Raw genomic sequence first — 20849 nt, 5'->3', positions numbered from 1 at the left:
CGTCACGCTAGACCGCTCGCCGCGGTGGCGCCCGACGACACGGTCGCGAGCAGGTCGCGCGCGGTGGCGCGTCCGGGCCAGCGCAGGCGTAGCTCGAGCGAGCGCGCCACCGCGTCGAGATCGAGGCCGGCGTCGCGCAGCAGGGACAAGGTCTGCCGCGCCTCGTGCGAGGGACGGGTCGACGCGACCTCGAGCGCGGCCCGACGCAGCCCGGCGACGAGGACGCCACCGATCTCCACGGTCTCCGATCGCAGGACGGCCGCCTGGCGCAGCGTGCGGTCTGCACGCGGAGGGGGCCGGTGCGTCCCAGGGAGGTAGACGACGTCGACCTGTCGTGGAACGGCGGACCCCACGTGGACCCAGGCCGCGCTCGCCCCGCCGACGACGGTCCGTGACGGGACGAGGTGGCGGATCGTCTCCACGCGGGCGGCCGGGCTGGGCGGTGTGCCGGCGACGAGGGCTGTCTCGTGCCGCACGGGCACGAGCGCCCCGGAGCGCACGAGCTCCTGCCAGGCCGCGTGCCCGCCGACGTCGGCGGGCCGCACCAGGGTGGGGACGACGGGCTCGGTGGGGTGGAGCAGGTCGGCGAGCGAGCAAGTGGTGGCGTGCATGTGCTCACGGTCGCGCACGTCTGCCACGACACGCCACCGCCCGGCCTGCGGCTGTGGACAACCAGCGCGGGCCGGGCAGCGGGCGATCGATGACCTGTCGGTCAGCCGCGCGAGTCCTCGGCGGCCTTGACGACCTGCTCGAGCCAGGCACGCCGGGCGGCGACGGCCGTCTCGAGCTCTGCGACCTTGCGGGCGTCACCCGCACCACGTGCGGCCTCGAGGTCCGCCTCGAGGCCGGCGATGGCGGACTCGAGCTGCGCGGCCGCGCCCTCCGCGCGCGCACGGGTCTCCGGGTTCGAGCGCTTCCACTGCGACTGCTCGGCGTCGCGGATCGCGTTCTCCACGGCACGCAGACGTCCTTCGACGCGCTGCAGGTCGCCGCGCGGGACCCGCCCGGCGTTCTCCCAGCGTTCCTGGATGTCGCGCAGCGCCGTCTTCGCCTGGCCGAGGTCCGTGACCGGGACCAGGGACTCGGCGCGCTCGAGGAGCTCCTCCTTGACCACGAGGTTGCTCGCGTACTCCGCGTCCGTGGCCGCGTTCTCCGCGTCCCGGGCCTGGAAGAACGCGTCCTGCGCGGCCCGGAAGCGTGCCCACAGCGCGTCGTCGTCCTTGCGGCTGGCGCGGCCGGCGGCCTTCCACCGGGTCATGAGGTCGCGGTACGCACCCGCGGTGGCGCCCCAGTCCGTGCTGGTCGACAGCGCCTCTGCCTCGGCGACGAGCTCCTCCTTGGCGGCCTTCGCGGCGCTGTTGCGCTGCTCGAGGTCGGCGAAGTAGTGCCGACGTTCGCGGTCGAAGGCGGTGCGGGCGTGGCTGAACCGCTTCCAGAGCGCTTCCTCGCTCGTCCGGTCGATCCGCGGGCCGTTGCGCTGGGCGTCCTTCCAGCGGTCGAGCAGCGTCCGCAGCTCCTCGCCGGCGGGCCGCCACTGCATCCGGCTGGGGTCGGTGGCGGCGATCTTCTCGGCGGCCTCGATGATCTCGGTGCGTGCCGCGAGCGCGACCTCCTTCGCGGCGGCCCGCTCGGCCTCGAGCTGGGCCCGTCGCTCGGCCGCGACCGCGCGCAGCGACGCGACCTTCTCCCGCAGCGCGTCCAGGTCGCCGACCGCCGACGGCTCCGCCGTCTCGTCGCCGAGCTTCGACAGCGTCGAGTCGATCTCCTTGACCGAGAGGTCGGTGCCCGACAGGCGGGCCTCGAAGAGCGCGACCTTCGCGTAGAGGTCGAGGTAGCGACGCACGTAGAGCGCGAGCGCCTCGTCGGCCCCGACGCCGGGGAACTGCCCGACGCTGCGTTCACCGGCAGCCTCACGGACCCACACCGTGCCGTCCTCCTCGACGCGCCCGAACGCCGCGGCTGCCTTGGCAGCGGCGCTGTCGTCCGGCACGGGGACGGCCGGTACCTGCGTCGCCGCCGCGGGCGCCGCGTCCGACGACGCCCCGGGTGCAGGCGGCCGGGGGAGCGCGGAGGGCCGAGGCAGTGCACTGGGCTTGGGGACCGGGCTCGGCTTCGGCGCCGCGGCGGGCCGCGGCTCGGGCTCAGCCGCGGGCTCAGCGTCGGCCGCTGCTGGCTGAGCCTCGGGCGCCGCGAGCTCCTCGGTCGGCTCTCCGGCGGGTTCGTCGTCGGCTTCTGCTGCCGGCGCGAGTTCCTCAGCGAGCGCGGGCTCGGTGACCTCGGGAGCGCTCGGTGCCGCCTCGTCCGGTGCCGTCTCGGACGTCTTGGGCGACTCCGGCGCCGTGGACGTGTCGAGCTGCTCGGTCGAGGAGCCCTCAGGCTCCTGGGCCGGAGCGTCCGTCGGGTTCTCGGTGCTCTCGCTCACTGGGACTCAACTCCTTCGATGGTGACCGGGGTGGCGGGGGAGCCGTCGCCGGCTCCGTCCGCGGTCCCCGCGTCAGCGACTGCTCGGACGACGTCCAAGCCGGTGGTGATCGTGCCGAACACGGTGTAGCCACCGGTGTCGGTCGGCAACGTCGTGTCCTCGTAGACGAGGAAGAACTGGCTCCCCATGGAGTCGGGGTCCGCGGTGCGCGCCATCGCGACGGTGCCCGCGGGGTAGAGGCCGTCCGCGGGCGCGTTCTCGATCGGGCCGAACGTGTAGCCGGGACCGCCCGTCCCCGTGCCCGTCGGGTCCCCGCACTGCAGGACGAAGATGCCCGCCGTGGTGAGCCGGTGGCAGTCGGTGCCGTCGAAGTAGCCGGACTCGCCGAGGGTGACGAAGCTCGCGACCGCCTGGGGTGCCGCAGCGCCGTCCAGCGTGATCTCGATGTCGCCGGCGCTCGTGCTGAGCGTCGTCTGCCACTCCCTGCCCTCCGCCGCGGAGGCGGGCGGGAGCTCGCGGTCCTCGGTCGCCGGTGTGGGCGACGGCTCCGCGGCGGTGTCCGCCTCCCCGGCGGCGTTCAGCGCCAGCACGACGACGGCCGTGACCAGGGCGATCCCGACGACGATCCCGACGATCGCCCACGCGCGCTGCTTGCGTGCCCGGGCCTGCGCCTGGCGTTGGGTCCACTTCTCCTGGCGGCGGCGCGCCTTCTCGCGCTCGCGCTGGGTCGTCGGCACCGAGGCTCCTTCGTCGTCCGGGTCCGCGCGCGCGGCCGTTGCCGCCGTCGGGACGTTTCGGGGGACAGTCTAGGCATCGCGGGCCGTCGCGGCCGGTGAAACGGCCGCTGGGAGGTCACGGTCAGGTCTCGACGAGCCGAGCGGTAGCCTCCGGAGATGCAGATCTACACCGTGGTCGCTCCCGTGTTCGGCACGAACTGCTACGTCGCGGCCGCCGACGGGCCCATGGGGGAGCAGGGGGACCGGGACTGCGTCGTGGTCGACGCCGGCGCCGGGGTCGCTCCGGCGGTGCGCGATCTCCTCACCGATCAGCGTCTGGTCCCCCGGGCCGTGCTCGCGACCCACGGTCACGTGGACCACACCTGGGACGCGGCCGCGCTGTGCGCGCACTACGACGTCCCGATGTACCTGCACGCGGCGGACGCGTACCGCCTCGACGACCCGTTCGGCACGATCGAGCCCGGCGTCACCCGGGGTGCCGGCGACTCGCACGTGTCCGGTCCGCTCGGCCAGGCGCTGCGCGCCGCCGGTGCGAGGCCCGAGGACTACCGGGTGCCGACCGACGTGCGCGCCGTCGACGCCGGTGACGGGGGCGAGGCAGCGGTGCTCGACACCGGTGCCGTGCGCCTGGGGGTCCTGCACGCACCCGGGCACACGCAGGGCTCCGTCCTCTACCTGGTGGGTCGGCCGGGAGACGGCGCCGTGCTCACCGGTGACGTCCTCTTCGCCGGCACGATCGGGCGCACCGACCTGCCCGGGGGAGACGGTGCGACGATGTCCCGGACGCTGCGGGACGTCGTCGGGCGCCTCGACGACGGGTGGATGGTCCTGCCGGGGCACGGCCCCGCGACGGACATGCGGCGCGAACGCCGCACCAACCCGTTCCTCGCCGGGGCCTGAGACGCGATTCCCGGTTCCCGTCACCGGTCTGGAAGGATCGGGTCCCATGGCCCGACCTACACCCCTGTCCGGATTCCCCGAGTGGCTGCCCGCCGGGCGCGTCGTCGAGCAGCACGTGCTGGACGCGCTGCGCCGCACGTTCGAGCTGCACGGCTTCGCGGGCATCGAGACGCGCGCCGTCGAGCCGCTCGACCAGCTGCTGCGCAAGGGCGAGACCTCGAAGGAGGTCTACGTGCTGCGCCGCCTGCAGGAGGAAGCGGGCGAGGTGCCGGAGAAGAGCGAGAAGCAGCTGGGCCTGCACTTCGACCTCACGGTGCCGTTCGCCCGGTACGTGCTGGAGAACGCCGGGCACCTGTCGTTCCCGTTCAAGCGCTACCAGATCCAGAAGGTCTGGCGGGGCGAACGCCCCCAGGACGGACGGTTCCGCGAGTTCTACCAGGCGGACATCGACGTCGTCGGCGCCGGCGAGCTGCCGTACCACTTCGAGGTCGAGCTGCCGCTCGTGATCGCCGAGGCCCTGGCCTCGCTGCGCGACGTCGGCGTGCCCCCCGTGCGGATCCTCGTCAACAACCGGCGGGTCGCCGAGGGATTCTACCGGGGGCTGGGTCTCGACGACGTCGACGGGGTGCTGCGCAGCATCGACAAGCTCGACAAGATCGGGCCCGACAAGGTGGCCGACCTCCTCGTCGCCGAGTCCGGCGCGACCCGTGAGCAGGCGGCGGCCTGCCTCGAGCTCGCCTCGATCTCCGGCGCGGACGCGACCGTCGGTGAGCGCGTGCGGGCGCTCGCGGTCGCGCACGGCGTGACGTCGGAGCTCCTGGAGACGGGCCTCGCGGAGCTTTCGGCGATCATCGAGGCGGCCGCGGTGCGGGCGCCGGGTGTCGTCGTCGCGGACCTGAAGATCGCGCGCGGGCTCGACTACTACACCGGCTCGGTCTACGAGACCGTGCTCGTGGGTCACGAGCAGCTCGGATCCATCTGCTCCGGTGGGCGCTACGACACCCTCGCCTCCGACGGCGCGACGACCTACCCGGGCGTCGGGCTGTCGATCGGGGTCTCGCGCCTGGTGTCCCGCCTGCTGTCGGGCGGGCTGGTGCGGGCGACACGGCCGGTGCCGAGCGCCGTCGTGGTGGCGGTCACGAGCGAGGAGACGCGCGCCGCGTCCGACGCGGTCGCGACCGCGCTGCGTGGTCGCGGCATCCCCGTGGAGGTGGCGCCCAGCGCCGCGAAGTTCGGCAAGCAGATCCGCTACGCCGACCGCCGCGGAATCCCCTTCGTGTGGTTCCCCGCGGGCCTCGGCCCCGACGGCGAGCCCGTCGCGCACCAGGTCAAGGACATCCGCTCCGGCGAGCAGGCCACGGCCGACCCGCTCGTGTGGTCGCCGCCCGCGGACGACCTGTGGCCGCGGATGGTGCCGGCAGGGGACTGACGTCGGCCCGCCCGCGCCGGTCACCCGTCGCCGTTGACCCTGCTTCGAACGCATGTTCGAATAGGGTCATGAGGTGGGACGGGCAGGCGATCGCGGCCGACGACGGCGCGCTGCCCGGTCTCGTGCGCATGGCAGGTCTCGTGCGCACCGTGCGTACGCCGGAGTTCGCGGGGGTCACCTTCCACGAGGTGCTCGCGAAGAGCGCGCTGTCCCGCGTGCCGGAGCAGTCCCGGTTGCCCTTCCGTTGGACGGTCAATCCCTACCGGGGGTGCACCCACGCGTGCCGCTACTGCTTCGCTCGCCCCACGCACGAGTACCTCGATCTCGATCCTGGACGCGGCTTCGACAGCGAGATCGTGGTCAAGGTCAATGTCGTCGACGCCCTGCGTCGAGACCTTGCTCGTCCGACGTGGTCCGGGCAGGCCGTGGCGCTCGGGACCAACACCGACCCCTACCAGCGTGCCGAGGGACGCTACCGGCTGATGCCCGGGATCATCGGGGCGCTCGCGGACGCCCGCACACCGATCTCCCTCCTCACCAAGGGCACGCTCCTCCGGCGTGACCTGCCGCTGCTCGGCGAGGCCGCGCAGCGCGTGGACGTCGGTGTCGGAATCTCCCTGGCGTTCGTCGACGAGGCGCTCCAGCAGGCGGTCGAGCCGGGCACGCCGACTCCACGCGCCCGGCTCGACCTCGTGCGCGCCGTGCGTGCCGCAGGGCTGCCGTGCGGGGTCATGGTCGCGCCGGTCCTTCCGTGGCTCACCGACGCGACCGATCACCTCGAGCGGCTCCTCGATGCCGTCCACGACGCGGGCGCCACGAGCGTCACCGTCCTCCCGCTGCACCTCAAGGCCGGCACCCGGGAGTGGTACATGCAGTGGCTCGCCGATGACTACCCGCACCTCGTGGCGTGCTACGAGCGTGTCTATGCACGTGGCGCCCACGCCAGCGGCGCCTACCGCGCGTGGTTGTGGGACCGTGTGCGTCCGATGCTCGAGGCCCGCGGGCTCAGCACCGCTGAGCACCGCGCCGCCGCGGCGTCCGGTGGCGCCGGAGGCGCGGCAGAACCAGCAGGGCAACCGAGCCTCTTCTGAACCTGGCGAACCGCGACGCTGCGGCTCAGCCTGCGAGGTGCGCCGGGAACCCGCCCGTGGCGACCGGCCCCCAGCCCGTGACGGTCACCCGGACGAGGGACTTGCCCTGGCGGACCATCGCCTCGCGGTACTCGTCCCAGTCCGGATGCTCACCGGCGATCGAGCGGTAGTACTCCACGAGCGGCTCCACCGACGCCGGCAGGTCGAGCACCTCGGCCGTGCCGTCGACCTGGACCCACGCGTCGTCGAAGTCCTCGCCCAGTACGCACAGCGACGCCTGGGACCGGCGTCGAAGGTTCACCGCCTTCGCCCGGTCCGGGTACGTCGAGACCACGACCCGTCCCGCGGCGTCGACCCCGTAGGTCACCGGGCTCATCTGCGGCGCACCGCTCGCGCGGGTCGTCAGCAGCACCGCCCGCTTGTTCGCCCGCAGGAACGTCGTGAGCTCCTCACGGTCCACCCGGTCCGTCGTCGCGATCCGTCGTGCCACAGGTCCACCTCCGCGCCATGCTCCTGAACTCCGTCCACCCACAGACTAGACTCGACCACCGGCGCCCCGGCGCCAGCCCACCCACCCACGGATCACCCCGGTGATCCGGCATGCTCCGGAAGGACTCACCCCGTGCTCCGCACCCACACCGCCGGCTCCCTGCGGGCCGAGCAGATCGGTCAGACCGTCACCCTCACCGGCTGGGTCGACCGTCGACGCGATCACGGGGGAGTGGCGTTCATCGACCTGCGTGACGCCACCGGCATCGCCCAGGTCGTCATCCGCGACGAGTCGGTCGCCCACCCGCTGCGCAGCGAGTTCGTCCTCCAGGTCACCGGAGAGGTCTCGCGCCGGCCCGAGGGCAACGCCAACCCCAACCTCGCCACCGGCGAGATCGAGGTCCTGGCCGCCGACGTCGTCGTCCTCAACGAGTCCGCGCCCCTGCCCTTCCAGGTCTCGACCGCGCTCGCGGACACCGAGACCGTCGGCGAGGAGGCGCGCCTCAAGCACCGCTACCTCGACCTGCGCCGGCCCGCGCCAGCCGCCGCCCTGCGGCTGCGCTCCCAGGCCAACAAGGCCGCCCGCTCCGTGCTCGACGCCGAGGACTTCGTCGAGATCGAGACCCCCACCCTCACCCGCTCCACCCCCGAGGGTGCCCGCGACTTCCTCGTGCCCGCGCGACTCGCCCCCGGCGCCTGGTACGCGCTGCCGCAGTCCCCGCAGCTGTTCAAGCAGCTGCTCATGGTCTCCGGCATGGAGCGCTACTACCAGATCGCCCGCTGCTACCGCGACGAGGACTTCCGCGCCGACCGACAGCCCGAGTTCACCCAGCTCGACGTCGAGATGAGCTTCGTCGAGCAGGACGACGTCATCGCGCTCGCCGAGAAGATCCTCGTCGCGCTGTGGGAGCTCATCGGCTACACCATCCCGACGCCCATCCCGCGCATCACCTTCGCCGACGCCATGCGCCTGTACGGGTCTGACAAGCCCGACCTGCGCTTCGGCAACCCGCTCGTCGAGCTCACCGACTACTTCGCCGAGACGCCCTTCCGCGTCTTCCAGGCCGAGTACGTGGGCGCCGTCGTCATGGCCGGTGGTGCCTCCCAGCCCCGCCGCCAGTTCGACGCCTGGCAGGACTGGGCCAAGCAGCGCGGCGCTCGTGGTCTGGCGTACGTGACGTTCGCCGAGGACGGCACGCTCGGCGGGCCGGTCGCCAAGAACCTCTCGGACGCCGAGCGTGCCGGGCTGGCCGTCGCGACCGGCGCCCAGCCGGGCGACGCGGTCTTCTTCGCCGCCGGCAAGACGTCGGACTCCCGTGCGCTGCTGGGGGCCGCTCGCCAGGAGATCGCCCGCAGGACCGACCAGATCGACGAGAACGCTTGGGCGTTCGCCTGGGTCGTGGACGCGCCGCTGTTCAAGCCCACGGGCGAGGACGACGACGTCGCGGTCGGCGAGGGCGCGTGGACCGCGGTGCACCACGCCTTCACGTCCCCGACGCCGGAGTGGATCGACACGTTCGAGCAGAACCCGGGCGAGGCGCTGGCCTACGCCTACGACATCGTCTGTAACGGCAACGAGATCGGCGGAGGGTCCATCCGTATCCACCGCCGGGACGTCCAGGAGCGTGTCTTCGCGATCATGGGGATCGGCGAGGCCGAGGCGCAGGAGAAGTTCGGCTTCCTCCTCGACGCGTTCGCGTTCGGTGCGCCGCCGCACGGCGGGATCGCCTTCGGCTGGGACCGTATCGTCGCGCTGCTCACCGGGTCGGAGTCCATCCGCGACGTCATCGCGTTCCCGAAGTCGGGCGGCGGGTTCGACCCGCTCACCCAGGCGCCCGCGCCCATCACGGCGCAGCAGCGCAAGGAGGCCGGGGTCGACGCGAAGCCCAAGGCCGTGGAGGAGCCGGTGCCCGCCGCGCAGGCGTGAGGTCCGGCGTGACGACGCCCGGTGGGTGAGCGCACCCGTCGGGACGTCGATCGAGCACCACCGGGAGGGGGTGGCCTGCGAGCCACCCCCTCCGGTGTTCTCAGTGCGTGATCGCCGTGCGCGCGTGGAGACGGCGCAGCGGACCCGGGGCCCACCAGTTGACCCGGCCGAGCAGGGTCATGGTCGCCGGGACCAGCAGCAGGCGCACGATGGTGGCGTCGATGAGGACGGCGACCGCGAGCGCGAAGCCGACCTCCTTGATGACGAGGAGCTCGCCGAAGACGAACCCGGCGAAGACCACGATGATGATCGCGGCGGCCGACGTGATGATGCGGCCCGAGCGCTGCAGCCCCAGGCGCACCGCCTCGTCGTTCGACAGCCCGGCGTCGTGCAGCTCCTTGATGCGCGCCAGGAGGAACACCTCGTAGTCCATGGCGAGCCCGAACGCGAACGCGACGACGAGGGCGACGACGTACGTCTCGATGCCCCCGGCCGACGTGAAGCCGAGGAGCCCTTCGAGGTGGCCGTCCTGGAAGACCCACACGAGCACCCCGAGCGAGGCCGCCAGGGACAGCGCGTTGGTCAGCAGCGCCTTGACGGGGATCACGACCGAGCCCGTCATGAGGAACAGCAGCACGAACGTCGCGACGACGACGATCCCCACGGCCCACCAGACCCGCTCGGACAGCGCCTCGAGGAAGTCGACCTGCCCGGCGGCCTGACCCGTCACCCAGTACTCGAAGCCCGGGTCGAGGGCGCGGATCTCCTCGACGACCGCGACCGCCTCCGGCCCGCCCGGGTCCGTGGTCTCCAGGTGCGCGCCGAGGACGACGTAGGAGCCGGTCGGTGCGGCGGCGTCGACGCGCTCGACGCCGTCCAGGGAGCCCAGGTCCTCGGCCCAGGCCGCGGCGTCCTCCACGGTCGTCTGCGTGACGACGATCACGGCAGGGCTGGCCGACTGCGGGTACTCCTCGGCGAGCTGGGTGACGAACTCGCGCTGCGGCGAGCTCGTCGGCAGCAGCTCGATCCCGGAGTTGCGCATCTGCAGGCCGGCGACCGGCAGCGCCAGCGTCACCAGCACCGCCACCGTGGCCAGCAGCACCCACAGCGGGTGCTTCTGGACGCGTGCCGCGAGCCGTGAGAACACACCCTCGTCCGACTGGACGTCGGCCGTGCGCGCCAGGACGGACCGCACACCGGGGACCTTGCTCAGCAGCCCGGGGCGCGCGAGCCGGCGTCCGCTGTAGGCGAGCAGGGCCGGGACCAGCGTCAGCGCCGTCGCGACCGCGACGAGGACGACGCCGAGGGCGCCCGCACCGATCGACCGCAGGATGTCCGGCTCGAACACCATCAGCCCCGCGATGGAGATCGCGACGATGAGCGCCGAGAAGGCGACCGTGCGTCCCGCGGTGGCCATGGTGCGCACGAGCGCCGTGTGCACCGCACCGTCGCCGCGCCGCCGTCGCACTGCCGCGCCGTCATCGTCCGCCAGCGCGCGGTGCAGCTCCTCGCGGTACCGGGACACCACCAGCAACCCGTAGTCGATCGACAGGCCCAGGCCCAGCAACGTCACGACGTTGACCACCGACGCGTCCACGTCCAGCAGGTAGGAGAGCCCGAGCAGCACCCCGAGGCCACCGGCGATCGACGCGATGGCCGCCGCCATCGGCATCGCCGCGGCCATGAAGCCCCCGAACACCAGGACCATGATGAGCAGCGCGATGGGCAGGGCGATCACCTCGCCGGTCGTGAGGTCCTTCTCGACCTGCTCCGTGATCGCCTCGATGATCAGGGCGTTCGACCCGACCAGCCCCTGCACGTCGGTCGAGATCGCCGCGAGATCGCCGGGGACCGCGTCGAGGCGCTCCACGACGGCGTCGGCCACCTCCGCCTCGGCCGCCGCGTCCAGGTCGGCCGCCAGCGTGACGTCCACCACGAAGCCGTCGCCGCTCGCTGCGAGCAGTCCCTGCGCGATCTCGTCCTCGACGCCGCCCGGCACGACGAACGGGTCGATCACCGACTCGACGCCCTCGAGCGCGAGCAGCTCCTCGTTCACCGCCGCCATCGCGTCCGCGACCGCCGGGTCGACCGGGTCGACCCCGCCGACCAGGAGCGTGATCGACGCCCCGGACTCGCTCTGCTCCCCGAGGATCTCGTTGGCCTGCGCGCTCTGCGAGCCCGCCACGGACGGCTCACCCGTCGACACCCGGTCGAACAGGCTCTGCCCGTGCACACCGAACAGCGCCAGCGCGAATCCGATCGCGGTGAGCGCCACCCACGCGACGAGGGTCAGACGGGGATGACGGGCGACACGACGACCGAGGCTCTCGAACACGAGCGTCAGCATCCCACCTGCGCCGACCTCGTGTCAGGTCGGTCCGCGGTCCGCGGTCCGCGGTCCACGGTCCACGGTCCGCGGTCCGCGAGCCGCGCGCACTGGCCGGGCCATCGAGCGCGGGCTCCGGTCGGCCCGCCGAGCGTCGGTTCCCCGCCGTACGCTTCGACCATGCACGGCATGGACCTCTTCGACTCGGCGACCTCCAGCGCGCACGGCACCCCGCGGCCCGGGCCCGGCGCGCCGCTGGCCGTGCGCATGCGCCCCGCCACCCTCGACGAGGTCGCCGGCCAGGACCACCTGCTCGTCGCCGGCTCGCCGCTGCGCCGTCTCGTCGAGGGACCCGACGACGCGTCCCGGCGCGCGTCCCCGGGCTCCGCGATCCTCTGGGGGCCACCGGGCACCGGCAAGACCACCCTCGCGTACCTCGTCGCCGCAGCCTCCGGACGCCGGTTCGTCGAGCTCTCCGCCGTCACCGCCGGCGTCAAGGACGTCCGCGCCGTCATCGAGGACGCCCGCCGCCGCCTCGCCACCGGCGGCGAGGAGACCGTGCTGTTCATCGACGAGGTGCACCGCTTCTCCAAGTCGCAGCAGGACGCCCTTCTGCCGAGCGTCGAGAACCGCTGGGTCACGCTCGTCGCCGCCACCACCGAGAACCCCAGCTTCTCCGTCAACTCCCCGCTGCTGTCCCGCTCGCTCCTGCTCACCCTGCGCCCCCTGACCATCGAGCACGTGCGCACCCTCGTCCGCCGCGCCCTCACCGACGAGCGCGGCCTCGGCGGCGCCGTCACCCTCTCCGACGAGGCAGAGGACCACCTGCTGCGCCTCGCCGGCGGAGACGCCCGCAAGGCGCTCACCGTCCTCGAGGCCGCCGCCGGCGCCGCGCTGTCCGGCGCAGAGACGACCGGTCCTCAGGAGTCCGCCGACGCTCATGACCTGGTAGGCGACCCATCCGAGGCCCCTGTGGTCATCGACCTCGACACCGTCGAACGCGCCATCGACGTCGCCGCGGTGCGCTACGACCGCGACGGTGACCAGCACTACGACGTCATCAGCGCGTTCATCAAGTCCGTCCGCGGCTCCGACGTCGACGCCTCCCTGCACTACCTCGCCCGCATGATCGCCGCCGGTGAGGACCCCCGCTTCATCGCCCGCCGCATCGTCATCTCCGCCGCCGAGGACGTCGGCATGGCTGACCCCAGCGCCCTGCAGACTGCCGTCGCCGCAGCCCAGGCCGTCGCCCTCATCGGCATGCCCGAGGCCCGGATCATCCTCGCCGAGGCCGTCGTCCACCTCGCCACGGCCCCCAAGTCCAACGCCGCCTACCTCGGCATCGACGCGGCGCTCGCGGACGTGCGCGCCGGTCGGGTGGGGTCGGTGCCGGCCCACCTGCGGGACGCTCACTACGCGGGCGCCAAGGACCTCGGCCACGGTGCGGGGTACCAGTACGCGCACGACGCCCCCCACGCCGTCGCACCTCAGCAGTACCTCCCCGACGAGCTGTCCGGTGCCCGGTACTACACACCGTCGGACCGCGGCTTCGAGAGGTCGGTCGCCGAGCGGCTCGAGCGGATCCGGCAGATCCTGCCGCCGCCGGGGCGACCCTGATCGTGCGGTAGACTTTTGAGGTTGCCCCCGCCCGTCGCGGCGGAGGCAGCCACCTGGGACCTCGGCCCGGCAGCGCCCCGACCATCCGGTCGGCGGCCGCTCATCGGCTGGTCCCGCACCCGTGATCGACGTCCGCGCACAGCGGGCTGGGACGGGTGTGACGTCACCATCACACGACAGGAAGAGGAATCACTGTGACCTCAGTGAAGCGTTCGCGCCGCCAGGTTCGCCTGAGCCGCGCTCTGGGTCTTGCGCTGACCCCGAAGGCCGTCAAGCACTTCGAGAAGCGCCCCTACCCCCCGGGTGAGCACGGCCGTGCGCGTCGTCGCACCGAGTCCGACTACGCGGTGCGTCTGCGCGAGAAGCAGCGCCTGCGCGCCCAGTACGCCCTGCGCGAGAAGCAGATGGCCCGTGCGTACGAGGAAGCCCGCAAGGACGCCGGTCTGACCGGTGAGGCGCTCGTGGAGAACCTCGAGACGCGTCTGGACGCCCTCGTGCTGCGCTCCGGCTTCGCCCGCACCATCCTGCAGGCGCGCCAGGCCGTCGGCCACCGCCACATCCTCGTCGACGGCAAGATCGTCGACCGCCCCTCCTTCAAGGTCAAGCCGGGCCAGACCATCCAGGTCAAGCCCAAGAGCCAGGCCACGACGCCGTTCCAGGTCGCCGCCGCCGGTGCGCACCGTGACGTGCTCCCCGCCGTCCCGGCCTACCTGGACGTCCAGCTCGAGAAGCTGAGCGCCGTCCTCACGCGTCGCCCCAAGCGCGCCGAGGTCCCCGTGACCTGCGAGGTCCAGCTCGTCGTCGAGTACTACGCTCGCTGATCTGTCGGGAGGTCGGTCACCACGACCGGCCCACCACCCCGGACGCCTCGCTCGCCGCCTGTCGGAGAGCGAGGCGTTCGTGCACCCGGGTAGGGTTTCGCGAGGCGATCGACCTCGTCGACGCGCTCGTCGGAGCGCTTGCCGGAACACGTGGAGGAGCAGCAGATGTCCGTAGGAGATGTGGCCGGGCTCATCGCAGCGATCGCGTTCGTGGCGCTCGTCGGTTTTCTCGCCGTACCGCTGATCAAGCTCGGTCGCGTCCTCGACGAGGCGCGCACGAGCCTGCGCGAGGTGACCGAGCACTCGGTACCGATCCTCGACGAGGCGGCCACCACCGTCGCGACGACGAACGGCCAGCTCGAGAAGGTCGACACGATCACCACGTCGGCTGCGCAGGTGAGCGAGAACGTCTCTGCGCTCACCGGCCTGTACGCCGCGACGTTCGGCGCGCCCCTCGTCAAGGTCGCGTCGTTCACCTACGGGGTCCGCCAGGCGTTCGGGCGTGCGGCGGGTCGTGGCCCTCGCCAGGGGACAGCAGGGGGCGGGCGCTGATGCGCCGCGTGTTCTGGGTCGGCGTCGGGGTGGCGATCACCGTCGTGGTCGTCGTCAAGGGCCGCCAGGTCGTCGCACGCTACGCACCCGCGTCCCTGGTCGAGCAGGCCACGGACCAGGTCAACGGCGCGGGGGAGCGGGCGACGCGGTTCGTCCAGGACTTCCGCACGGAGTTCTCCCGTGCGCGCCAGGAGCGCGAGGACCAGCTCATGGCCTCCCTGCTGGCAGAGGGCCAGGAGGATCCCGAGACCGTCCGGGCGCGCCGGGCGACGTCCGCCGGGGGACGGCACCGTGCACCGGCGCAGGACGCCCCGGACGACGAGGACCTGCTCGGCTACTCCTTCTTCTGAAGCGCCCGCCGGTCCTGAGCGTCACCCGGGATGCATGCCGAGGCGCGAGCGCGCGCCATACTTGTTCACCGGGCCGGGGCCTCGCCCCGCCCGCGATCGTCGAACTGCCACCACCACACTGCCGAAGGACACCATGCGCACCGCCGAGATCCGCAAGCGTTGGCTCGACTACTTCGCCGAGCGCGACCACGTCGTCGTGCCGTCGGCGTCGTTGATCTCGCCGGACCCCTCCACGCTGTTCACCATCGCGGGCATGGTGCCGTTCATCCCCTACATGACGGGTGAGCAGACGGCGCCGTGGGACCGCGCGACGAGCGTGCAGAAGTGCGTGCGGACCCTCGACATCGAAGAGGTCGGCAAGACGACGCGGCACGGCACGTTCTTCCAGATGAACGGCAACTTCTCGTTCGGCGACTACTTCAAGGAGGGCGCCATCACCTACGCGTGGGACCTCGTGACGGGGTCGCGCGAGAAGGGTGGGTACGGGTTCGACCCGGAGAGCATCTGGGTCACCGTGTACCACGACGACGACGAGGCCCGTCAGCTGTGGAAGCAGATCGCCGGCCTGCCCGACGAGCGCATCCAGGCGCGGGGCAAGAAGGACAACTACTGGTCCACCGGGCAGCCGGGCCCTGCCGGCCCCTGCTCGGAGATCTACGTCGACCGCGGCCCCGCGTACGGCAAGGAGGGCGGGCCCGTCGTCGACGAGGACCGCTACCTCGAGATCTGGAACCTCGTGTTCATGCAGTACGCGATCGACGACGTGCGCTCCAAGGAGGAGTTCCGCATCGTCAGCGAGCTGACGCGCAAGAACATCGACACCGGCATGGGGCTGGAGCGCGTCGCGTACCTGCTCCAGGGCAAGGACAACCTCTACGAGATCGACGAGGTCTTCCCGGTCATCGCCGCCGCGCAGGAGCTCTCCGGGCGGACGTACGGGGCGAGCCACGACGACGACGTGCGCATGCGGGTCGTTGCCGACCACGTCCGCTCCGCACTCATGATCATCAGCGACGGCGTGCGGCCGTCGAACGAGGGCCGTGGCTACGTGCTGCGCCGCCTGCTGCGCCGCTCGGTGCGCGCGATGCGTCTCCTCGGCGTCGAGGACCCGTCGCTGCCGATGCTGCTGCCGGTGAGCCGCGACGCGATGCAGGCGTCCTACCCCGAGGTGGGTACCGAGTTCGAGCGCATCTCGCAGGTGGCCTACGCCGAGGAGGACGCGTTCCGCCGCACGCTGACGTCGGGCACGACCATCCTCGACACGGCCGTCGCGCGCGCCAAGAGCACCGTCGGTGCCTCGGGGACCCCGGTCCTCGGCGGCGAGCAGGCCTTCGCGCTGCACGACACCTACGGCTTCCCGATCGACCTCACGCTCGAGATGGCCGCGGAGCAGGGCGTCCAGGTCGACGAGAAGGCCTTCCGGTCCCTGATGCAGGAGCAGCGCACGAGGGCGCGTGCCGACGCGCTCGCCAAGCGCTCCGGCGGCGTCGACACGGTCGCCTACGAGTCGCTGGCCAGGGACCTCGCGCGCCCGGTCGAGTTCCTGGGCTACACCGACGCCACGGCCGCGGTGTCCGTCGCGGGCCTGCTGGTCGACGGTGCGCCGACGCCGGCCGCCGTCGCGCCCGCCGACGTGGAGATCGTGCTGGACCGCACGCCGTTCTACGCCGAGGCCGGCGGTCAGCTCGCCGACCACGGGACCATCGTGCTCGACGGCGGGGCGATCATCGAGGTGGACGACGTGCAACGCCCGATCAAGGGCCTGTCGGTGCACCGTGGACGCCTCACGGAGGGGACGGTCGCGCTCGGTGACCCGGGGACCGCGCAGATCGACACGGAGCGTCGCAAGGCGATCAGCCGTGCGCACAGCGCCACGCACATGATCCACAAGGCGATCCAGGAGCAGCTCGGGTCCGAGGCGACCCAGGCCGGCTCGGAGAACGCCCCGAGCCGCATCCGCTTCGACTTCCGGTCCTCGAGCGCCGTGCCCGTCGGGGTGCTGTCCGAGGTCGAGGAGCGGGTCAACGTCCAGCTCGCCGAGAACCTCGAGGTCACCGACCAGGTCATGCCCATCGCGGAGGCCAAGGCGCTCGGCGCGATGGCCCTGTTCGGCGAGAAGTACGGCGACCAGGTGCGGGTGGTCTCGATCGGCGGCGACTGGTCGCGTGAGCTGTGCGCGGGCACGCACGTCCGGCAGACCGGCCAGCTCGGTCTCGTCACGCTGCTCGGGGAGTCGTCCATCGGCTCGGGCGTGCGGCGTGTGGACGCGCTCGTCGGCGACGGCGCGTACGGGTTCCAGGCCAAGGAGCACGCGCTCGTCGGTCAGCTCACGGGTCTGCTCAACGTACGCCCGGACGAGCTCGGTGAGCGCGTCGGTTCGCTCGTCTCCCGGCTGCGGGACGCGGAGAAGGAGCTCTCGGCTCTGCGCCAGGCGCAGCTCCTCGCGGCGGCCGGCTCGCTCGCCGAGCGGGCGGAGCAGGTGGGCGAGGTCCGCGTCGTCGTGCACGACGCCGGTCAGGTCGCCTCGGCGGACGACCTGCGGGCGCTCGCCCTCGACGTCCGCGGTCGCCTCGGTGAGTCGACGCCGACGGTCGTGGCCGTCGGCGGGGTCGCCAAGGACCGTCCGCAGGTCGTCGTGGTGACGAACGCGTCCGCGCGTGCTCAGGGTCTGCGCGCCGGCGTCCTCGCCAAGGCCGCCGCCGGGGTGCTCGGCGGCGGTGGAGGCGGCAAGGACGACATGGCCCAGGGCGGCGGCACGGACACGGCGAAGCTGGGTGCCGCCCTGACCGGCCTGCGCGACGACGTCGCGGCCGCCTGAGGGAGGCGCGCGTGATGACGCATCCCACCGGTGAGCCCGACGCCGACCCCTCCCTCGTGCGGGGTGCCCGGCTCGGGGTCGACGTCGGGAGCGTCCGGGTCGGTCTCGCGGCGAGCGACCCCGACGGGCTCATCGCGACGCCGGTCGCGACGCTTCCCCGGGACACGGCCAGGCGCTCCGTCGGGGCGCCGACGGACGTCGCACGGATCGCCGAGGAGGTCGCGGAGCGGGGCGCGAGCGTCGTCTACGTCGGGCTTCCCCGCCACCTGTCGGGCAACGAGGGTTCGGCGACCCAGGAGGCACGCGCGTACGCTGGGTCGATCGCGAGCATCATCGACCCCGTTCCGGTGCGCCTCGTCGACGAACGGATGACGACGGTCAGTGCCCACCAGGCGCTCCGCGCATCTGGACGATCCGGGCGAAAGCACCGTACCGTCGTCGACCAGGCAGCGGCGGTCATCATTCTCCAGACCGCGCTGGACAGCGAACGCGCCACCGGGGCGCGTGCAGGAGAACTGGTAGAACTATGACCGTCGCTCATCTGGTGCGAGTACACCCGTCAGGAGGCAGCCGCCCGTGACCGATCTCTTCGAGTCCCCCCCGATGCAGCAGGGGACACCGACGCGGCAGTCGCGGTCTTCCCACCGCGAGCGCCGGGCGGCCAAGCGCCGGGCGCGCCGTCGTCGCCGGGCGGCGCTGGTCGTCATCCTCACCCTCGGCCTCGTCGGTGCGGCGGGGTACTACGTGCTGAGCAACGCCGAGTCGATCTTCGGCTTCCGCAACCCGGCCGTGGCCGCGAGCGACTTCGACGGTCCGGGCGGCGAGCCCGTCGACGTGCTCATCGAGCCGGGTTCCACTGGTACGGCGATGGGCCAGGCGCTCGTCGAGGCGGGTGTGGTCGCGAGCACGCGCGCGTTCGTCGACGCCTATGAGGCGACACCGGGTGCCGGTGGTATCCAGTCGGGCACGCACACGATGCTCACCGAGATGCGTGCGGCCGACGCCGTGGCGCTCCTCGTGGCGAACGAGAGCCGGGTCGAGCTGCGTCTGACCATCCCCGAGGGGTACACGCAGGACCAGGTGATCGACCGGGCGGTCGCGGTGACGGCGTTCACGCGCGAGCAGTTCGAGGAGGCGCTGGCCGACCCGGAGGCGTTGGGGCTGCCCGACGCGGCAGACGGCGACGTCGAGGGGTGGCTGTTCCCGGCGACGTACGTGCTGCAGCCGGACGACACCGCGGTGGACATCATCGCCAACATGGTCAGCCAGACCAAGGACGTGCTCGATGCGGAAGGCGTGCCCGAGGGCGACCGTCAGGAGGTCCTCATCAAGGCGTCCCTCATCGAGCGTGAGGCGAAGTTCGCGCCGGACCGCCCGATGATGGCGCGGGCGATCGAGAACCGCCTGGAGGACGGCATGCGGCTCGAGATCGACGCGGCCGTCGCCTACGGCCTCGGCATCCCCGGGACCGAGCTGACGCGCGCCGACACCGAGGACGAGAGCAACCCTTACAACACCTACCGGCACGCCGGTCTGCCGCCGGGTCCGATCGCGTCTCCGGGTCAGGAGTCGATCGCCGCGGTGATGAACCCGGCCGACGGGACGTGGATCTTCTGGAGCGCGGTCAACCTCGACACGGGCGAGACGAAGTTCGCCACGACGTTCGACGAGCACCAGTCCAACGTCGCCGAGCTGCGGCAGTGGCAGCGGGAGAACGAGGGGTGAGCGGTCCGTCGCTGCCTGCCGGGGCGCGCCGCGCCGCGGTGCTCGGGCACCCGGTCGCGCACTCGTTGTCGCCGGTGCTGCACCGTGCGGCCTACGCCGACCTCGGCCTGGACGGCTGGCAGTACACGGCCGTCGACGTGACCGAGGAGCGGCTCGCGGCGTTCCTGGCGGGCCTGGACGACACATGGGCGGGGCTGAGCCTGACCATGCCGCTCAAGCAGGTCGTGTTCGACCTGATCGACCACGTCGAGCCCCTCGCGGGTGTCGTCGGCGCGATCAACACCGTGCTCTTCCAGCCGGGTCCGGGTGCCACACGCACGCTCGTCGGCGCCAACACCGACGTCCACGGTCTCGTCGCGGCGCTGCGCGAGGGGTTGGGCGGGACGGGTCGGACGGCGGGTCGTGCCGTCGTGCTCGGCGCCGGCGCCACCGCGGCGTCGACGCTCGCCGCGCTCGCCGAGCTCGGCTGCACCGACCCGACCGTGCTCGTGCGGTCGCTCGGGCGGACCGGTGGGTTGCAGCGCGCCGCTCACCGGATGGGCGTCTCGCCCCGTTTCGTGGTCCTCGGTCCGGGCGCGTCGGAGATCACGACGGCCGACGTCGTCGTCTCCACGCTTCCCGCGCACGCCGCGGACCCGTTGGCCGATGCCCTGGCTGGTGGGGCTCGGGCGCACGGTGTGCTGCTCGACGCCGTGTACGTGCCGCGCCCGACCGCGCTGTCCCGCGCGTGGGCCCGGCAGGGCGGGACCGTCGTCGGCGGTGAACGGATGCTTCTGCACCAGGCTGCCGAGCAGGTGCGGCTGATGACGGGTCGTCCTGCCCCGCTGGCGGCGATGGGTGCCGCGCTCGACGCCGCGCTCGACACCCCGGCGACCGTCTGACGGTCGTCCGTCCGACGGCGGTCAGCCGCCGAGCAGGACCGCCACGGTGCGCTCGCCACCGGCGATCCCGAGGACCGCTCCGAGGATCATGAACGGTCCGAACGGCAGGGCGGTGGTGCGGGTCGCACGTCGGGTGACGAGCAGGACCACCGACACCAGGCCGCCGGCGACGAAGGCGGCGCACGCGCCGACGGCGAGCGCGTCCCAGCCGGCCCACCCCAGGTACGCGCCGAGGACCCCGGCGAGCTTGACGTCGCCGAGCCCGAGGCCCGCGGGGTGCGCGAGCTTGAGGCCCGCGTAGGCGACGAGCAGCAGCACGCACCCGGCCACAGCGCGGCCGTACGCGGCCGGGTCCTCCGTGCCGATGCTCGCGACCGCGAGGACGACCCCCGCCAGCGGGTAGGAGGGCAGGACGAGGGCGTCGGGCAGCCGGTGGGTCCGCAGGTCGATCACCGCGAGCGCCGCGCCCGTGACCGCGAAGGTCGCCGCGGCTGGCGCGGTCCACGACGGGCCGGTGTACCAGAGCGCGGCGGCGACGCCCAGGGCCGCGACCACGGTGATCGCGACGGCGTGCGGCGCGACCTCGGCCACGACCCGGTGCCGCAGGGGTGCTCGCTCGGCGGTCTGTCCGGTCGTCGTCACGCGGCGAACCTATCGGACGGGCGGGCCGCTCCGCGGGGCCCCTCCACAGGTACCTCCGCGTGGTGACCCGGGGTCCACCTCCGGGGGAGCGCCGGTCCGCACTGCGGGCGGTCGGCAGGGGC

18 protein-coding genes are annotated in these 20849 nt (G+C 72.8%); 12 read left to right on the top strand and 6 right to left on the bottom strand.

Going from position 1 to position 20849, the window contains the following annotated elements; translation table 11 throughout:
- Positions 1-2 precede the first annotated feature (2 nt).
- The 3 genes from OHL10_RS06135 to OHL10_RS06125 all read right to left on the bottom strand — a co-directional run bounded on the left by OHL10_RS06135 (position 3) and on the right by OHL10_RS06125 (position 3159).
- Complete coding sequence (locus OHL10_RS06135) at positions 3-611, bottom strand: hypothetical protein (RefSeq protein WP_265521292.1); 609 nt, start codon at positions 609-611, stop codon at positions 3-5.
- A 101-nt stretch (positions 612-712) separates the two neighbouring features.
- On the bottom strand, positions 713-2422 hold the full coding sequence (locus OHL10_RS06130) for a DUF349 domain-containing protein (RefSeq protein ID WP_265521291.1): 1710 nt from the start codon (positions 2420-2422) through the stop codon (positions 713-715).
- Complete coding sequence (locus OHL10_RS06125) at positions 2419-3159, bottom strand: peptidylprolyl isomerase (protein ID WP_265521290.1); 741 nt, start codon at positions 3157-3159, stop codon at positions 2419-2421. The genes OHL10_RS06130 and OHL10_RS06125 overlap by 4 nt, the downstream gene beginning before the upstream one ends.
- A gap of 156 nt (positions 3160-3315) precedes the next feature.
- Between OHL10_RS06125 and OHL10_RS06120 the strand changes: the two genes are divergently transcribed.
- The 3 genes from OHL10_RS06120 to OHL10_RS06110 all read left to right on the top strand — a co-directional run bounded on the left by OHL10_RS06120 (position 3316) and on the right by OHL10_RS06110 (position 6579).
- Positions 3316-4059 (top strand): MBL fold metallo-hydrolase, encoded by a 744-nt coding sequence (locus OHL10_RS06120; RefSeq protein ID WP_265521289.1) that lies wholly within the window; start codon positions 3316-3318, stop codon positions 4057-4059.
- Positions 4060-4105: 46 nt separating this feature from the next.
- Positions 4106-5488, top strand: a complete 1383-nt coding sequence (hisS, locus tag OHL10_RS06115; protein ID WP_265521288.1) for a histidine--tRNA ligase — start codon at positions 4106-4108, stop codon at positions 5486-5488.
- A 68-nt stretch (positions 5489-5556) separates the two neighbouring features.
- Complete coding sequence (locus OHL10_RS06110) at positions 5557-6579, top strand: Rv2578c family radical SAM protein (RefSeq protein ID WP_265521287.1); 1023 nt, start codon at positions 5557-5559, stop codon at positions 6577-6579.
- A 25-nt stretch (positions 6580-6604) separates the two neighbouring features.
- Here OHL10_RS06110 and OHL10_RS06105 read toward each other — a convergent pair whose 3' ends face one another.
- Positions 6605-7069 carry a PPOX class F420-dependent oxidoreductase gene (locus OHL10_RS06105; RefSeq protein ID WP_265521286.1) on the bottom strand — a complete coding sequence of 155 codons (465 nt, stop codon included), beginning with the start codon at positions 7067-7069 and terminating at the stop codon, positions 6605-6607.
- 132 nt (positions 7070-7201) lie between these two features.
- On the opposite strand from OHL10_RS06105, the gene aspS reads away from it, so the two are divergent.
- Complete coding sequence (gene aspS, locus OHL10_RS06100; protein ID WP_265521285.1) at positions 7202-8995, top strand: aspartate--tRNA ligase; 1794 nt, start codon at positions 7202-7204, stop codon at positions 8993-8995.
- 100 nt (positions 8996-9095) lie between these two features.
- Here aspS and OHL10_RS06095 read toward each other — a convergent pair whose 3' ends face one another.
- On the bottom strand, positions 9096-11342 hold the full coding sequence (locus OHL10_RS06095) for an MMPL family transporter (protein ID WP_265521284.1): 2247 nt from the start codon (positions 11340-11342) through the stop codon (positions 9096-9098).
- Positions 11343-11510: 168 nt separating this feature from the next.
- Here OHL10_RS06095 and OHL10_RS06090 point away from each other — a divergent pair, with 168 nt between their 5' ends.
- From OHL10_RS06090 to OHL10_RS06055, 8 genes are all read left to right on the top strand, one after another.
- Positions 11511-12938 carry a replication-associated recombination protein A gene (locus OHL10_RS06090; RefSeq protein WP_265521455.1) on the top strand — a complete coding sequence of 476 codons (1428 nt, stop codon included), beginning with the start codon at positions 11511-11513 and terminating at the stop codon, positions 12936-12938.
- Between the two features lie 194 nt (positions 12939-13132).
- Positions 13133-13759, top strand: a complete 627-nt coding sequence (rpsD, locus tag OHL10_RS06085; RefSeq protein ID WP_265521283.1) for a 30S ribosomal protein S4 — start codon at positions 13133-13135, stop codon at positions 13757-13759.
- 165 nt (positions 13760-13924) lie between these two features.
- Positions 13925-14311, top strand: coding sequence for a DUF948 domain-containing protein (locus OHL10_RS06080; RefSeq protein WP_265521282.1), 387 nt, complete (start codon positions 13925-13927; stop codon positions 14309-14311).
- Entirely contained in the window at positions 14311-14661 is a 351-nt protein-coding gene (locus tag OHL10_RS06075; protein ID WP_265521281.1) for a hypothetical protein, read from the top strand. Before OHL10_RS06080 ends, OHL10_RS06075 begins: the two co-directional genes overlap by 1 nt.
- Positions 14662-14794: 133 nt before the next feature.
- Positions 14795-17479, top strand: a complete 2685-nt coding sequence (gene alaS / locus OHL10_RS06070; RefSeq protein ID WP_265521280.1) for an alanine--tRNA ligase — start codon at positions 14795-14797, stop codon at positions 17477-17479.
- Between the two features lie 14 nt (positions 17480-17493).
- On the top strand, positions 17494-18009 hold the full coding sequence (ruvX, locus tag OHL10_RS06065) for a Holliday junction resolvase RuvX (protein ID WP_265521279.1): 516 nt from the start codon (positions 17494-17496) through the stop codon (positions 18007-18009).
- A gap of 46 nt (positions 18010-18055) precedes the next feature.
- A complete protein-coding gene (gene mltG, locus OHL10_RS06060; RefSeq protein WP_265521278.1) occupies positions 18056-19204 on the top strand; it encodes an endolytic transglycosylase MltG in 1149 nt (382 codons plus the stop codon).
- A complete protein-coding gene (locus OHL10_RS06055; RefSeq protein ID WP_265521277.1) occupies positions 19201-20085 on the top strand; it encodes a shikimate dehydrogenase in 885 nt (294 codons plus the stop codon). Before mltG ends, OHL10_RS06055 begins: the two co-directional genes overlap by 4 nt.
- Positions 20086-20106: 21 nt before the next feature.
- Here OHL10_RS06055 and OHL10_RS06050 read toward each other — a convergent pair whose 3' ends face one another.
- On the bottom strand, positions 20107-20727 hold the full coding sequence (locus OHL10_RS06050; RefSeq protein WP_265521276.1) for a prepilin peptidase: 621 nt from the start codon (positions 20725-20727) through the stop codon (positions 20107-20109).
- Between the last annotated feature and the right edge of the window lie 122 nt (positions 20728-20849).

Origin of the sequence: Oerskovia flava (genome assembly GCF_026163685.1) — a bacterium.
Lineage (GTDB): Bacteria > Actinomycetota > Actinomycetes > Actinomycetales > Cellulomonadaceae > Oerskovia_A > Oerskovia_A flava.
The sequence above is the reverse complement of the archived record's forward strand: the minus strand, read 5'-3'. Positions and strand labels throughout refer to the sequence as shown.